Genomic DNA, 14,327 nt, shown 5'->3' on the forward strand with positions numbered 1-14,327 from the left:
GAGTATCAGCTTGCGATACCCATCTCGGCCAGCACCTCGGCCACCGCATTGACCGCCTGCTGCATCTCCATGCGGCCGATGGCCCCGATACAGCCGACGCGGAAGGTCTCCACCTGGGTCAGCTTGCCCGGGTAGAGCAGAAAACCCCGGTCCTTGGCCGCCTGGTAGAAGCGCTTGAAGTCATAGGCCGGATGCTGCGGCGCGTGGAAGGTGACGATGATGGGCGCCTGCACCTCGGGCGCCAGGAAGGGCTTCAGACCCAAGGCCTTCATGCCGGCGATCAGCGTCTGGTAGTTGTCGACATAGCGGGCCAGGCGGGCAGGCTGGCCGCCTTCCTCCCGGTACTGCTCCATCGCCTCGGCCAGCGCCACCAGCACATGGGTGGGCGGGGTGAAGCGCCACTGGCCGGTCTTCTCCATGTACTGGTACTGATCAAACAGGTCCATCGCCAGCGACTGGCTGTTGCCGGCGCATTGCTCCAGCACCGCCTTGCGCAGCAGCACAAAGCCCATGCCGGGCACGCCCTCCAGGCACTTGCCGCTGGCGGCGATCAGCGCGTCGATGCGGCTGCTGCGGCAGTCGATGGGCAGGGCGCCGAAGCTGCTCATCGCGTCCACGATCAAGCCCTTGCCGCGCTTCTCGCACACGGCCGCCACCTCGGGCAGCGGGTTCAGCACGCCGGTGCCGGTCTCGCAGTGGATGAGGATCACGTGGGTGATGCTGGTGTCGGCCTCCAGCCTGGCTTCCAGCGCCTGTGGGGACACGGGAGACTCTTCCGGGAACTCCAGCACCGTGGCGCGGCGGCCCATCAGCTGGGTCAACCTCGCGGCGCGTTTGCAGTAGGCGCCGTTGTCCAGTATCAAGACATGGCCCTCGCGCGGCACGACGGTGGCCACCGCGGCCTCGACGCTGAAGGTGCCGCTGCCCTGCAGCGGCACGACGACATGGCTGTCCTGGCCATGAACCACGTCCAAGAGACCGGCGCGCACCTTGGCGGTGACGGCGATGAAATCACCGTCCCAGGAGCCCCAGTCCTTGAGCATGGCCAGCTTGGTGCGCAGGGTGGTGGTCAGCGGGCCGGGGGTGAGGAGAATGCGGTCTCGGTCCATCGATGTCTCCGAATGGGGTAGGTAGCCCGGATGAAATCCGGGATGCAAAGCGGGTTCAAGCTCTCCACGCCTGAGTACGCCTGTTGACGAACCAGCCCAGCAGCATGAACAGCAGGGTGGCGGTGGCGCAGACGATGGCAATCAGCACCGCCATCGCGGCGGCGGCGCCGGTCTCGCCGGCCTCGTCGAGGTTCAGGATGGCGATGGACGCCACCTTGGTCTCGGGCGAGTACAGGAACACCATGGCCGAGATCGTCGTCATCGCATTGACGAAGAAGTAGCGGGCGATGTCGATCAGGGCCGGCGTGCAGATCGGCAGCGTGACGCGCCAGAAGGTCGTGTAGAAGGGAACCTTCAGCGAGGCCGAGACCGATTCGAACTCGCCGTCCAGGCTCTTCAGCGCCGTCACCGCCGTCAGGTGGCCGGTGGTGTAGAAGTGGACGATGGTGGCCAAGGTCATCAGCGCCAGCGACTGGTACATCCAGTTCAGCGGATTGCCGGGCTTGTTGAAGAAGAAGATATAGCCCAGGCCCAGCACCAGGCCGGGCACGGCCATCGGCAGCATGGCCAGCAGGCGCACGACGCCGCGCACGCTGTCCAGCCCCTTGGTCTTCTCCAGCATATAGGCGGCGACGAAGACCAGGGCCGTGCCGAAGAACGCCGTGCCCGCCGCCACCTTGAGGCTGTTGATGAAGCCCACGCCGACCTCGGCGTCCACCAGGCCCATCACATAGTGGCGCCAGCTGGGGCTCAGGTCGTAGGGCCAGAAGGTGGCGAACGAGGCGAACACCGCCATGCCCAGCACGGCCAGTATCAGCAACGAACTGCCCGTGCAGTAGGCCGTCATCAGCGCATCGAACACCGGTGCCTTCTTGGGCTTGTAGGGCACGGCGCGGGCGCTGAGCATGGCCGTCTGCTTGCGCTGGATGAAGTGATCGACACCGAAGGTCAGGAAGGCCGGGGTCAGCAGCAGCAGGGCGACGACGGCGCCGCGCTGGAAGTCCTGCTGGCCTATCACCAGCTTGAACACATCGGTGGCCAGCACATTGAAGTTGCCGCCGATGACCTTCGGTATGCCGAAGTCGGTGATGACCAGGGTGAAGGTCACCAGGCCCGCCGAGATCAGCCCGTATTTGGCGCCGGGCAGGGTGATGGTGAAGAACTTGCGCCGTGCCGAGGTGCCCAAAGCATCAGCGGCCTCGTAAAGGCGCGCGTCGGCCAGGCTCAAGGCGGTGATCAGAATCATCAGCGCATGGGGGAAGACGCTGAACACCTCGGCCAGGACAATACCGGTGGCGCCGTAGATCTGATCGATTCCAACCGCCGTGAGCCAGCTCTTCAACACGCCCTGGTTGCCGAACCAGTAGATCAGCGAGATGGCCGACAGCAGCGAGGGCGCCAGCAGCGGCACCAGGGTGATGGTGCGGAAAAGCGGCTTGAATCGCATGCGGCTGCGCGTCAGCGCGTAGGCGAACAAGAAGGCCAGCGGCAGTGTGATCAGCGTGACAAGACCCGACACCCAGAGGCTGTTCCACAGCGAGTCGAGCAGGGCGGGCGTCTGCGCGTAGGCGATGAAGTTGGCCAGGCCGACATACTTTTCGCTGGTGTCCTGCACCGACTGAAGCAGGATGGTCAGCAGCGGTGCGGCCAGAAAGGCCAGCAGCAGCAGCAGCACGAGCAAGAGCGTCAGGTGGGCAATGCGCTCGCTCCAATGCGTGCGCTGCCGCACCTTCGGCAGCAAAGGGCTCAGGCTGGCGCTCATTGAAAAACCCGCATCCGCTCGGGCAGCAGGCGCAGCGGCAGGCGGCCACCGACCTCCAACTGCTGCTCGGCCAGGAAGTTCAGCGACAGATAGACCGTCAGCCGGTGTTCGCCCAGGGCGGCACTCTTCACCCGCACCAGACAGAACGAGCCCATGAACTCGATCTTGTCGATCTCGGCGTCGAAGACATTCGAGTCGCCCGCTGCAATCGGCCGCGCCAGCACATCCTCGGGCCGCAGATAGATCTTCACCTCATGGCCGCCGGAGCCATTGATGTCGCCTTCATGCCGGCACTCGAAGCTCTGCTCGCCGATGCGCACGCGCCCCGGGCCTTCGAGTCGCGCGGGCAGGGCGTTGATGCGGCCCACAAAGTCGGCCACGAATAGCGAGCTCGGGTCGCGATACACATCCATTGGCGTGCCAACCTGCTCGATCGCACCATGCTTCATCACGACGATGCGGTCGGCCACCGACAGCGCCTCCTCCTGATCGTGCGTCACCATGATGGTAGTCACGCCCAGCTTGCGCTGCAGGCTGCGGATCTCCTGGCGCAGGCGCACCCGCTCCAGCGCGTCCAGCGCCGACAGCGGTTCGTCCAGCAGCAAGAGGCCCGGTGCGGTGGCGAGAGCACGGGCCAGCGCGATGCGTTGCTGCTGGCCGCCCGACAGCTGGCTGGGATACTTGGCTTCGCTGCCCGGCAGGCCGACCAGCTTGACCAGCTCGGTGACGCGCTCGCGTATCTGCGCCCGTGGCTGGCGGCGGTTGACCAGGCCATAGGCCACGTTGTCGGCCACGCTCAGGTTCGGAAACAGCGCGTAGGACTGGAACACGATGCCGTAGTCGCGCCCCGCCGGTGGCAGCAGCGAGATGTCGCGCCCGGCCTGGGTGATGGTGCCGGCGCTCTGCACCTCCAGCCCGGCGATGATGCGCAAGAGGGTCGTCTTGCCGCAGCCCGAGGGGCCGAGAAAGCAGATGAACTCACCCTTGTGGATGTCGAGATTGACGCCCTGCAGGGCGGTGAAGGCGCCGAATTCCTTGCGAATGCCGGACAGGCGCAGATAGGGTTCTGGGTTCAAAGGGCGGGCCCGGAAAAACAACGATCAAAGGCGTAGCCCGTATGGAGGCCGCAGGCCGCAATGCGGGGTCTGCCGGCTTCACACAAACCCCGGATTGCGCTGCGCTTCATCCGGGCTACGACTGGCTGGCGAAGAGACTTACTTCTTCGGCTCGGACTTGGCGTTGTAGCGGCGGGTCCACTCGGCCAAGATGCGCTCGCGGTTGCTGGCGGCCCAGTCGAAGTCCATCTTCACCAGTCGTTGCTCGTAGTCCTTGGGCACATTGGCCAAGGGCGCTGCCACGCCCGGCTGGGCGGTAATGGCGAAGTTCTTGCCGTAGAGCAGCATCGCGTCCTTGCTCGAGGCCCAGTCGGCCAGCTTCTTGGCGGCGTCCAGCTTCTTCGTGCCCTTGTGAATCGCGAAGGCCTCGATGTCCCAGCCCAGACCCTCCTTGGGGAAGATCAGCTCGATCGGCGCACCCTTGGCCTTGTTGGCATTGGCACGGTACTCGAACGAGATGCCTGCCACGAACTCGCCGCTGGCTGCCATATTGCAGGGCTTGGAACCGGAGTGGGTGTACTGCGCGATGTTCTCGTGCAGCTTGTCCATGTACTCCCAACCGCCGCCCTTGCCGTCCTTGTCGCCCCACAGGGTCAGCCAGGCGGTGACGTCGAAGTAACCGGTGCCGGAGGACGCCGGATTGGGCATCACGACCTGACCCTTGAACTCGGGCTTCAGCAGGTCCTTCCAGGTCGTCGGCACCGGGATGTTGCGCTTCTTGGCCTCTACCGTGTTGAAGCACACGGTGGCGCCCCAGATGTCCATGCCGAACCAGGCCGGCGGGTTCTTCTTGTCACGGTACTGACTCATGATCGCGTCAAGATTCAGCGGGCGGTAGGCCTCCAGCATGCCCTGCTTGTCCATCAGAGCCAGGCTGGTGGCCGCCACACCCATCACCGCATCGGCCTGGGGGTTGGCTTTTTCGGCCAGCAGCTTGGCGGTGATGACACCGGTGGAGTCGCGCACCCAGCGGATGTCGATGTCTGGATAGGCCTTGTTGAAGCCTTCCTGGTAGGCCTTGAGCTGGTCGGTCTCCAGCGCGGTATAGACCAGCAACTGGGTCTTTTGCGCCTGGGCTGCGCCCGCAATGGCCAACAGGGCGGCCAGCGTGATCAGCTTCTTGTAACCCGGTGTCTGCATGGAGAACTCCTAGCGATGTTGTAGTGGGACAGAGAAACAGCGAGCGTGCCAAGGCGTTGTGACATGGCGATGACGCGAATCTATGCTTGACCACAATTGACTGTCAATCGTATTTTCCAGATTGTTGACAATTTACATTCCATCCGATTCAATCCGGTGCATGAACATGGATCCCCACCACAAGATCGCCCTGTTGCAGTCCAGTTCGCTCACCACCGTGGTGCAGCAGGAGATCGAGCGCACCATACTGAGCGGGGAGCTGGAGCCGGGCGCCAAGCTGATCGAGGCGGCGCTGGCCGAGCGCCTGGGCGTGTCGCGCGGGCCGGTACGCGAGGCCTTTCGCATGCTCGAGGAGGCCGGCCTGGTGCGCCAGGAGAAGAACCGCGGTGTGTTCGTGCGCCATATCCCACTCGACGAGGCGATGGAAATCTTCGAGATGCGCGCGATGATGGACGAGGCGGTGGGCCGCAAGCTGGCCGCCGCCGTGACGCCCGAGCAGATGAAGCAGATGAGGGCCATGGTCGACGAGATGGAGCGGGCGGTGAAGGCCGGCGACGTCGATGCCTACCACCTGCTGAACCTGCAGTTCCATGACCGCCTGGTCGAGTTCTCCGGCAACCGCAAGCTGATCGCGCTGTACCGCAAGCTGATCAACGAGCTGTCGCTGTTCCGCCGTCTGAACCTGTCGGACGGCAAGCAGCTGCCGCAGTCGGCCCAGGAGCACCGCGCCATCCTGAAGGCCATTGCCTCGGGCGACCCCGACCTGGCCGGCCAGGCCATGCGTGCCCATGTGCAGGACAGCCAGCAGCGCACGCTCAAGAACAACAGTCACCACACCGAGACCGCGGCCCCCGCCAAACGCCGCGCTCCAGCCAAGAAAGCGACCCCAGCATGACGATAGAAGTCAACCAGCGCAGCTACAAGCTGCCCAGCCACCCGACCGTGGTGGTCTGCATAGACGGCTGCGAGCCCGACTACTTCGCCCAGGCCGTGGCCGCGGGCGACATGCCCTGGCTCAAGCACACGCTGCACGATGACACGGCGCTGATCGCCGACTGTGTGATCCCCAGCTTCACCAACCCGAACAATCTGTCCATCGTCACCGGCGCGCCGCCGTCGGTGCACGGCATCTGCGGCAACTATCTGTTCGATGTCGAGAGCGGCACCGAGGTCATGATGAATGACCCCAAATGGCTGCGCGCGCCCAGCATCCTGGCGGCGCTGTCCAAGGCCGGCAAACGCTGCGCTGTGATCACCGCCAAGGACAAGCTGCGCAAGCTGCTCGGCCACGGCATGCAGGGCGGCATCTGCTTCTCGTCGGAGAAGTCCGATGCGGTGACCATGGAGGAAAACGGCATCGCCGACGTGCTGGGCCTGGTCGGCCGGCCGGTGCCCGATGTGTACAGCGCCGAGCTGTCGGAGTTCGTGTTCGCCGCCGGCGTGCAGCTGATGCGCCAGCAGCGGCCTGACTTCATGTACCTGTCGACCACCGACTACATCCAGCACAAGCATGCGCCGGGCACGCCGGGGGCCAACGCCTTCTACGCGATGATGGACGGCTATCTGGCCGAGCTCGACGAGCTGGGCTGCGTGATCGTGCTGACCGCCGACCATGGCATGAATGCGAAGACGCGCATGGATGCCAAACCCGATGTGATCTATCTGCAGGACCTGCTGGACGGCTGGCTGGGCGCGGCCGCGACCCGCGTGATACTGCCCATCACCGACCCCTACGTCGTCCACCATGGTGCGCTGGGCTCGTTTGCCACCGTCTATCTGCCCGCCGGCACCGACGACCAGGCGCTGTGTGATCGCTTGCTGAAGCAGCCCGGCATCGAGCTGGCCCTGCCGCGTGCGGAAGCGGCCGAGCGCTTCGAGCTGCCGGCCGACCGCATCGGCGACATCGTCATCGTCTCGGAGCGCTCCACGGTGCTGGGCACCTCGGCCGCGCGCCACGACCTGACGGCGCTGGAGGTGCCGCTGCGCTCGCACGGCGGCGTGTCCGAGCAGCGTGTGCCGCTGATCATGAACCGCAAGGCCCCGGGCCTGGATCCGCTGCGCCGCTGGCGCAATTTCGATGCCTTCGAGCTTGCGCTGAACCATGGCCAATGAGTTTCGTAGCCCGGATGCAATCCGGGTGCAATTGATGACGGAACCCCGGATTGCATCCGGGCTACCTGAGGGGAAATGACTGTGCGGATTGAATCCTTGCGCATCGGTGGCGAGAAGGTCGGTGCAGACCGTCGCGGCGACCGCGTCATCGCGGTGCGCAACCCCTATAGTGGCGCGATTGTCGGCACCGTCCCGAAGGCCACGCTGGAGGAAGTGCGTCAGGCCTACGAGATCGCCCATGCCTACAAACCGAAGCTGACCCGCTTCGAGCGCGCCAACATCCTGAACAAGGCCGCGGCCCTGGTGCGCGAACGCACGTCCGATATCTCGGCGCTGATCACCTCCGAGGCGGGTCTGTGCGTCAAGGACTCGACCTACGAGGCCGGCCGTGTAGCCGATGTGCTGACCTTCGGCGCGATCGAGGTTCTGAAAGACGACGGTCAGACCTTTTCGTGCGACCTGACGCCCCACGGCAAGAAGCGCAAGGTCCACACGCTGCGCGAGCCACTGCTGGGTGTGATCACCGCCATCACCCCGTTCAACCATCCGATGAACCAGGTGGCGCACAAGGTCGTGCCGTCAATTGCCACCAACAACCGCATGGTGCTCAAGCCATCGGAGAAGGTGCCGCTGTCGGCCCTGCTGTTCGCCGACATCCTCTATGAGGCCGGCCTGCCGCCCGAGATGCTGGCCGTGATCACCGGCGACCCGCGGGAGATCGCCGACGAGATGCTGACCAATCCGCGTGTCGATCTGATCACCTTCACCGGCGGCGTGGCGATAGGCAAGTACATTGCGTCCAAGGCCGGCTACCGCCGCGTGGTGCTGGAGCTGGGCGGCAACGATCCCATCATCGTGATGGAAGACGCCGACCTGGATGAGGCCTCGACCCTGGCCGTGCAGGGCTCGTACAAGAACTCGGGCCAGCGCTGCACAGCCGTCAAGCGCATGCTGGTCCATGCCAGCGTGGCCCAGCGCTTCACCGATCTTGTGGTGGACAAGACCCGGGCCTGGCGCTTCGGCGACCCGGCCGATGCCAAGCAGGACATGGGCACGGTGATCGACGAGGCGGCCGCGCGCTTCTTCGAGTCCCGCGTTGACGAGGCCATCGCCCAAGGGGCGCGGCTGCTGCAGGGTCACACGCGCGTGGGTGCGCTGTTCGCACCGACGGTGCTGGACCGTGTCGATCCGTCCATGTTGCTGGTGCACGAGGAAACCTTCGGCCCGGTCTCGCCCATCATCAGCTTCGCCAACATCGAAGAAGCCATTCAGATCAGCAATGGCACGGCCTACGGTCTGTCGTCGGCTGTGTGCACCAACCGGCTCGACTACATCACCCGCTTCGTCAGCGAACTGCAGGTGGGCACCGTCAATGTGCGCGAGGTCCCTGGCTACCGATTGGAGCTGACCCCATTCGGGGGCATCAAGGACTCGGGTTTGGGGTACAAGGAGGGGGTTCAGGAAGCGATCAAGAGCTTCACGAATACCAAGACCTACTCGTTACCTTGGTGACGAGACCTGTCCCCGATAGCCTCGAGAGCTGAATGCAACATCTGCTGAATTTGCTGGCCGCAATTGCCCTGCTGGTGTGGGGCACGCATATCGTGCGCACCGGGGTGTTGCGCCTTTTTGGCGCCAACCTGCGCCAGGTCTTGCGCCAAAGCGTCAGCAATCGTTTGTATGCGGTGCTCGCCGGCATCGGCGTGACCAGCGTCGTGCAGTCCAGCACGGCCACCTGCCTGATCGTGGCCTCCTTTGTCGGCAGCGGGCTGATCTCCACCGCGTCTGCGCTGGCGGTGATGCTGGGTGCCGATATGGGCACCTCGCTGATGGCGGTGGTGTTCTCGTTCGACCTGTCCTGGCTGTCACCGCTGCTGATCTTCGTCGGCGTGGTGATGTTCATCTCTCAGGAGAAGAGCACCTCGGGGCGGCTGGGTCGGGTCTTGATCGGCCTGGGTGTGATCACCTTGGCCCTGCAGCTGATCGTCGGCGCCACCAAACCCCTGACCGCCTCGCCGGCGGTGCAGACGCTGCTGAAGGCGCTGCCCAATGAAATCCTGCTGGACATCATCGTCGGCGCCGTTCTGGCCGTACTCAGCTACTCCAGCCTGGCCATCGTGCTGCTCAGCGCGGCGCTGGCCGGCTCGGGCATCCTGCCGGCCACGGTGGGCCTTGGCCTGGTGCTGGGCGCCAATCTGGGCAGCGGCATTCTGGCCGTCATCACCACCTCGCAGGCCAATATCGCCACCCGGCGCCTGCCGTTGGGCAATCTGCTGTTCAAGATCACCGGCTGCATGATTGCCATCCCGCTGCTGCCGGCCGCCCATGTGCTGCTGCAGGAGTACATAGGCACGGTGCACCAGCAGGTGGTGGTGTTCCACCTGGTCTTCAACACCGCCCTGGCCCTGCTGTTCATCTCCTTCACCGCGCCGGTGGCCTCGCTGCTGGAGCGCTTCATGAAGGCTCCCGCGGCGCCGCCGTCGAGCCGCCCGCGCCATCTGGACCCGCTGGCCTTGGGCACGCCGTCGCTGGCCATCAGCTGCGCCACCCGCGAGGCCCTGCACCAGGCCGATGTGGTGGAGACCATGCTGCGCGGTCTGCTGACGGTGATCAAGACCAATGACCTGGCCCTGGCCGAGCAGCTGCGCAAGCTGGACGACACCGTGGACGAGCTCTACTCGGCGATCAAGTTCTACCTGACGCAGATCTCGCGCGAGGCGCTGTCAGAGAAGGAGGGCCGGCGCTGGGCCGACATCGTTTCGTTCACGATCAATATGGAGCAGATCGGCGACATTGTCGAGCGGCTGATACTCGATGTGGAAGACAAGGCGATACGCAAGAACCGCAAGTTCTCCGAGGCCGGCATGGGCGAGATCTCGCACCTGCACGAACGCCTGTTGGCCAATCTGCGCCTGGGCATGAGCGTGTTCCTCGACGGCCATGTGCGCGACGCGCGCAAGCTGCTGGAGGAGAAGGCCCACTTCCGTGACCTGGAGCGCGAGTACGCCAACTCGCACATCACGCGCTTGCAGGACCACACCGCGCAGAGCATTGAAACCAGCGCGCTGCACCTGGACATGATCAGCGATCTGAAGCGCATCAACGGCAATATCTGCTCGATCGCCTATCCGATCCTGGATGCCGCAGGGGTGCTGGCACAAACACGGATTCGTCCTTCGCAAATGATGGGTTTGGATGGCAACTGATGGCACTGACTCTTGCTGATATCTCCAAGCTGTTCCACGAAAAAGGCGGCGAGCAGTACAGCGGCGAGCCGGTCACCCAGCTGGAGCATGCGCTGCAAAGCGCCGAGCTGGCCGAGGGCGAGGGCGCCGACGATGCGCTGATCACCGCGGCCCTCTTGCACGACCTCGGCCACCTGCTGCACGACCTGGGCGACACCCCGTCGCTGCGCGGCGTCGACGACGTCCACCAGTACTTCGCGTTGCCCTTTCTGCGCGGCCTGTTCCCGGACCGTGTGCTCGATGCGATCAAGCTGCATGTGGACGCCAAGCGCTATCTGTGCGCCACCCGGCCCGGCTACTGGGAGGCCCTGTCGGCCGACTCCAAGCGCAGCCTGGTCCTGCAGGGCGGGGTGTTCGAAGGCGAGCAAATTACCGCCTTCGAGGCCCTGCCGCACGCGCAGGACGCGGTCCGCCTGCGCCTGTGGGATGACCTGGCCAAGCAGGCCGAACATCGGACGCCCGCGCTGGAGCACTACATGACCATCGCGCAGCGCTGTGCGTTGAAGTGATGTCGGGACCCGAACTCGCACTGACCTGGCCCATCGTGCTGCTGGTGCTGGGTGGGGCGGTGCTCCATGCCTCCTGGAATGCCCTGGTCAAGTCCAGCGGCGACAAGGAGGTGGATACCTCGCTGGTACATTTTCTGGGCGCGCTGGTGGCCCTGCCGATGCTGCTCTACACCGGTCCGCCGCCCTGGGCCGCCTGGCCGTACATCGCCGGCTCGCTGTTCATCCACATCGGCTACTACATCGCCCTGGTCGGCGCCTACAAGCACGGCGACCTCGGCCTGACCTATCCGATCATGCGCGGCTTCGCGCCGCTGCTGGTGGCGCTGGGCAGCGGCTTTTTCATCGGCGAGGCACCCCCCGCCATGGCCTGGTTGGGGATTGCCGGCATCACGGCCGGTGTTGCCCTGGTGGGCCTGTCCAGGCCCGGCGAGGCGCTGCACCATGGCAAGGCCCTGGTGTTCGCCTTCAGCAACGCGGCCATCATCGCCATGTACACCATCGTCGACGGCATGGGGGTGCGCAGCGCCACCCAGGGTGGGGCGCTGGCGATGCAATACGTGCTGATGCTGTTCGTGCTCGACGGCATTCCCTATCCGACCCTGGTGCTGCTGAGGCGAACCTCGCAGCAGCGCCGCGAGATCTGGGCCTATGCCAAGAAGCGCTGGCCCTTGGCGGCCCTGGGCGGCAGTGCCTCGATAGGCTCTTATGCCATTGCGCTGTGGGCGATGACCAAGGCGCCGGTGGCCTCGGTTGCGGCCCTGCGCGAGACCTCGGTGCTGTTCGCCGCGCTGCTGGGCTGCTGGTTGTTGAAAGAGAAATTCGGCAAGCAGCGCGCGCTGGGCACCATCGTCATCGTGGCCGGGGTGATGGCCCTACGTCTGGCTTAGTCTTGCCTATTACCAAGAAAACCATGTCACTTCCGACCCACGCTCAAACCATCATCATTGGCGGCGGCATCGTCGGCTGCTCCACCGCCTACCACCTGGCTCAGATGGGCCGCAGCGATGTCCTGCTGCTGGAGCAGGGGCGCCTGACCTGCGGCACGACCTGGCACGCCGCCGGCCTGGTCGGCCAGCTGCGACCCAACCGCAATATGACGCGGATGAGCCGCTACGGCATCGAGCTCTACAGCCGGCTGGAGGCCGAGACCGGCCTGGCCACCGGCTGGAAGCAGTGCGGCAGCGTCACCGTGGCGCGCACCGTTGAGCGGATGCAGGTGCTGCGCAAGCAGGTCGGCCTGGCGCGGGGCTTCGGCGTCGAGTGCGAGCTGATCACCCCGGCCGAGGCGGGCAAGCTCTATCCGCTGATGCGTACCGATGACCTGCAGGGCGCGGTCTGGATTCCCGGCGACGGCAAGGCCAATCCGGCCGACTTGACGATGTCGCTGGCCAAGGGCGCGCGCAACCGTGGCGTGAAGATTGTCGAGGGCGTCGAGGTGCTGGACGTGCTGGTGGAGCAGGGTGCCTCCGGCCCGCGCGTGGTGGGCGTATTGACGAACCAGGGCGAGGTGCGCTGCGAGGTGCTGGTCAACTGCGCCGGCCAGTGGGCGCGCCAGCTGGGCGCCAAGGCCGGTGTCAATGTGCCGCTGTACTCGGCCGAGCACTTCTATCTCGTCACCGGCCAGATCCCCGGCGTGCATCCGATGCTGCCGGTGCTGCGCGACCCCGATGGCTACATCTACTACAAGGAAGAGGTCGGCGGCCTGGTGATGGGTGGCTTCGAGCCGGTGGCCAAGCCCTGGAAGATGGACACCATTCCTTCGACCTTCCAGTTCGAGCTGCTGGGCGAGGACTGGGACCAGTTCGAGATCCTGATGACCAACGCCATGCACCGCACGCCCTGCCTTGACACGGCCGAGATCAAGATGCTGCTCAACGGGCCGGAGAGCTTCACGCCGGACGGCAACTTCATCCTCGGCGAGGCGCCCGAGCTGCGCAATTTCTTCGTCGCGGCAGGCTTCAATTCGGCCGGTATTGCCAATGGCGGCGGCGCCGGGCGCTTGATGGCGGAGTGGATCATCGGCGGCGAGGCACCCACAGATTTGTGGGATGTGGACATACGCCGCTTCGGCCCGTTCACCGCCAACAAAAAGGCGCTGCACGACCGCACGGCTGAAACCCTGGGCCTGCACTACGCGATGCGCTGGCCGCGCCAGGAGCTGCAGGCGGCGCGCCCGCTGCGCACCTCGCCACTGTACGACGCGCTGCAGGCCAAGGGCGCCGAGTTCGGCAGCAAGAACGGCTGGGAGCGGGCCAACTACTTCAGGCCCGAGGGCGCGGCCGCGCCGGCCTACGGCCTGGGCAGGCCCGCCTGGCTGCCCTGGATGCAGGCCGAGCAGCGGGCCACCCGCGAGGCGGTGGCGCTGTACGACCAGAGTTCGTTTGCCAAGTTCTTGCTGCAGGGGCGCGACGCCCTGGAGGTGCTGCAGCGCCTGTGCGCCAACGAGATGGACGTGCCGGTCGGCAAAATGGTCTACACGGCCCTGCTCAACGAGCGTTGCGGCTTCGAGAGCGATCTGACGGTGATACGCGAGGCGTCGCAGCGCTTTCTGATCGTCACCGGCTCGGCGCAGAGCGTGCGCGACGCCGACTGGATCAGGCGTCACATTGCCGCGGACGAGCACGCGATGCTGACCGACGTCACGGCGATGACCTGCGTGCTGTCGCTGATGGGGCCGCATGCCCGTGAGCTGCTGGCGCGGGTCAGCCCGGCCGACCTGTCGCCGCAGGGCCTGAAGTTCTCGTGGACCGTCGAGATCGACCTCGGCCATGCCCGGGTGCGCGCCGCGCGCATGAGCTATGTCGGCGGGCCCGGCTACGAGCTCCATGTGCCGGTGGAGATGACGCGCCATGTCTACCAGACCCTGATGGCGGCCGGCGCCGATCTTGGCCTGCGGGATGCCGGCTACTACGCGCTCGATGCGCTGCGCATCGAGGCGGGCCGCCGCGCCTGGGGCGCCGAGCTGGGGCCGGACGAGACACCGTTCGAGGCCGGGCTGGAGTACGCCGTCAAGCTCGACAAGCCGACCGACTTCATCGGCAAGGCGGCCCTGCTGGCCGCCCGTGGCCAGCCGCTGCGCAAGAAGCTGGTGACCCTGGTGCTGCAGGACGAGCGGGCCTACGCCTGGGGCGGCGAAGCGATCGTGCTGGGCGGCGAGACGGTCGGCGAGATCTCGTCGGTGGGCTGGAGCCCGCGCGCCGGTGCCTGCGTGGCGCTGGGCTATGTGCGCGGCGCGGCGGCCCAGCAAGCCCACGCCGGCACGCCGGCCAGCATCGACCTCTGGGGCCAGGCTACCGCGGTGACGCTCCATGACACTTGGCCACCCAAGCCCTGAG

At 65.7% G+C, this 14,327-nt stretch carries 11 protein-coding genes; 7 read left to right on the plus strand and 4 right to left on the minus strand.

What is annotated here, in order from left to right:
• Positions 1–5: 5 nt before the first annotated feature.
• The 4 genes from DES47_RS17705 to DES47_RS17720 form a co-directional block, all read right to left on the minus strand.
• Complete coding sequence (locus DES47_RS17705) at positions 6–1,109, minus strand: 2-aminoethylphosphonate--pyruvate transaminase (protein WP_133702040.1); 1,104 nt, start codon at positions 1,107–1,109, stop codon at positions 6–8.
• A 55-nt stretch (positions 1,110–1,164) separates the two neighbouring features.
• Positions 1,165–2,871: a putative 2-aminoethylphosphonate ABC transporter permease subunit gene (locus DES47_RS17710; RefSeq protein WP_133702041.1), complete on the minus strand. Its 1,707-nt coding sequence runs from the start codon at positions 2,869–2,871 to the stop codon at positions 1,165–1,167.
• Complete coding sequence (locus DES47_RS17715; protein ID WP_133702042.1) at positions 2,868–3,947, minus strand: putative 2-aminoethylphosphonate ABC transporter ATP-binding protein; 1,080 nt, start codon at positions 3,945–3,947, stop codon at positions 2,868–2,870. The genes DES47_RS17710 and DES47_RS17715 overlap by 4 nt, the downstream gene beginning before the upstream one ends.
• 138 nt (positions 3,948–4,085) lie before the next feature.
• Complete coding sequence (locus tag DES47_RS17720; RefSeq protein WP_133702043.1) at positions 4,086–5,126, minus strand: putative 2-aminoethylphosphonate ABC transporter substrate-binding protein; 1,041 nt, start codon at positions 5,124–5,126, stop codon at positions 4,086–4,088.
• Between the two features lie 160 nt (positions 5,127–5,286).
• Here DES47_RS17720 and DES47_RS17725 point away from each other — a divergent pair, with 160 nt between their 5' ends.
• From DES47_RS17725 to DES47_RS17755, 7 genes are all read left to right on the plus strand, one after another.
• Positions 5,287–6,021 carry a phosphonate utilization associated transcriptional regulator gene (locus DES47_RS17725; RefSeq protein ID WP_133702044.1) on the plus strand — a complete coding sequence of 245 codons (735 nt, stop codon included), beginning with the start codon at positions 5,287–5,289 and terminating at the stop codon, positions 6,019–6,021.
• Entirely contained in the window at positions 6,018–7,238 is a 1,221-nt protein-coding gene (phnA, locus tag DES47_RS17730; protein ID WP_133702045.1) for a phosphonoacetate hydrolase, read from the plus strand. The genes DES47_RS17725 and phnA overlap by 4 nt, the downstream gene beginning before the upstream one ends.
• A gap of 75 nt (positions 7,239–7,313) precedes the next feature.
• Positions 7,314–8,750 carry a phosphonoacetaldehyde dehydrogenase gene (phnY, locus tag DES47_RS17735; RefSeq protein WP_133702046.1) on the plus strand — a complete coding sequence of 479 codons (1,437 nt, stop codon included), beginning with the start codon at positions 7,314–7,316 and terminating at the stop codon, positions 8,748–8,750.
• 32 nt (positions 8,751–8,782) lie between these two features.
• Positions 8,783–10,444: a Na/Pi cotransporter family protein gene (locus DES47_RS17740; RefSeq protein ID WP_133702047.1), complete on the plus strand. Its 1,662-nt coding sequence runs from the start codon at positions 8,783–8,785 to the stop codon at positions 10,442–10,444.
• Positions 10,444–10,992, plus strand: a complete 549-nt coding sequence (locus DES47_RS17745; protein ID WP_133702048.1) for a phosphonate degradation HD-domain oxygenase — start codon at positions 10,444–10,446, stop codon at positions 10,990–10,992. Before DES47_RS17740 ends, DES47_RS17745 begins: the two co-directional genes overlap by 1 nt.
• Entirely contained in the window at positions 10,992–11,879 is an 888-nt protein-coding gene (locus tag DES47_RS17750) for an EamA family transporter (RefSeq protein WP_133702049.1), read from the plus strand. Before DES47_RS17745 ends, DES47_RS17750 begins: the two co-directional genes overlap by 1 nt.
• Positions 11,880–11,902: 23 nt before the next feature.
• Positions 11,903–14,326, plus strand: a complete 2,424-nt coding sequence (locus tag DES47_RS17755) for a GcvT family protein (protein WP_133702050.1) — start codon at positions 11,903–11,905, stop codon at positions 14,324–14,326.
• The last annotated feature ends 1 nt before the right edge of the window (position 14,327 follow it).

The organism is Roseateles toxinivorans, from assembly GCF_004362525.1.
Classification (GTDB): Bacteria; Pseudomonadota; Gammaproteobacteria; order Burkholderiales; family Burkholderiaceae_C; genus Paucibacter; species Paucibacter toxinivorans.

Coding starts and splice junctions, on each gene's coding strand:
- DES47_RS17705 (WP_133702040.1), bottom strand. CDS start 1,109: ATGGACCGAGACCGCATTCTCCTCACCCCCGGCCCGCTGACCACCACC.
- DES47_RS17750 (WP_133702049.1), top strand. CDS start 10,992: ATGTCGGGACCCGAACTCGCACTGACCTGGCCCATCGTGCTGCTGGTG.
- DES47_RS17725 (WP_133702044.1), top strand. CDS start 5,287: ATGAACATGGATCCCCACCACAAGATCGCCCTGTTGCAGTCCAGTTCG.
- DES47_RS17720 (WP_133702043.1), bottom strand. CDS start 5,126: ATGCAGACACCGGGTTACAAGAAGCTGATCACGCTGGCCGCCCTGTTG.
- phnY (WP_133702046.1), top strand. CDS start 7,314: ATGACTGTGCGGATTGAATCCTTGCGCATCGGTGGCGAGAAGGTCGGT.
- DES47_RS17745 (WP_133702048.1), top strand. CDS start 10,444: ATGGCACTGACTCTTGCTGATATCTCCAAGCTGTTCCACGAAAAAGGC.
- phnA (WP_133702045.1), top strand. CDS start 6,018: ATGACGATAGAAGTCAACCAGCGCAGCTACAAGCTGCCCAGCCACCCG.
- DES47_RS17755 (WP_133702050.1), top strand. CDS start 11,903: ATGTCACTTCCGACCCACGCTCAAACCATCATCATTGGCGGCGGCATC.
- DES47_RS17740 (WP_133702047.1), top strand. CDS start 8,783: ATGCAACATCTGCTGAATTTGCTGGCCGCAATTGCCCTGCTGGTGTGG.
- DES47_RS17710 (WP_133702041.1), bottom strand. CDS start 2,871: ATGAGCGCCAGCCTGAGCCCTTTGCTGCCGAAGGTGCGGCAGCGCACG.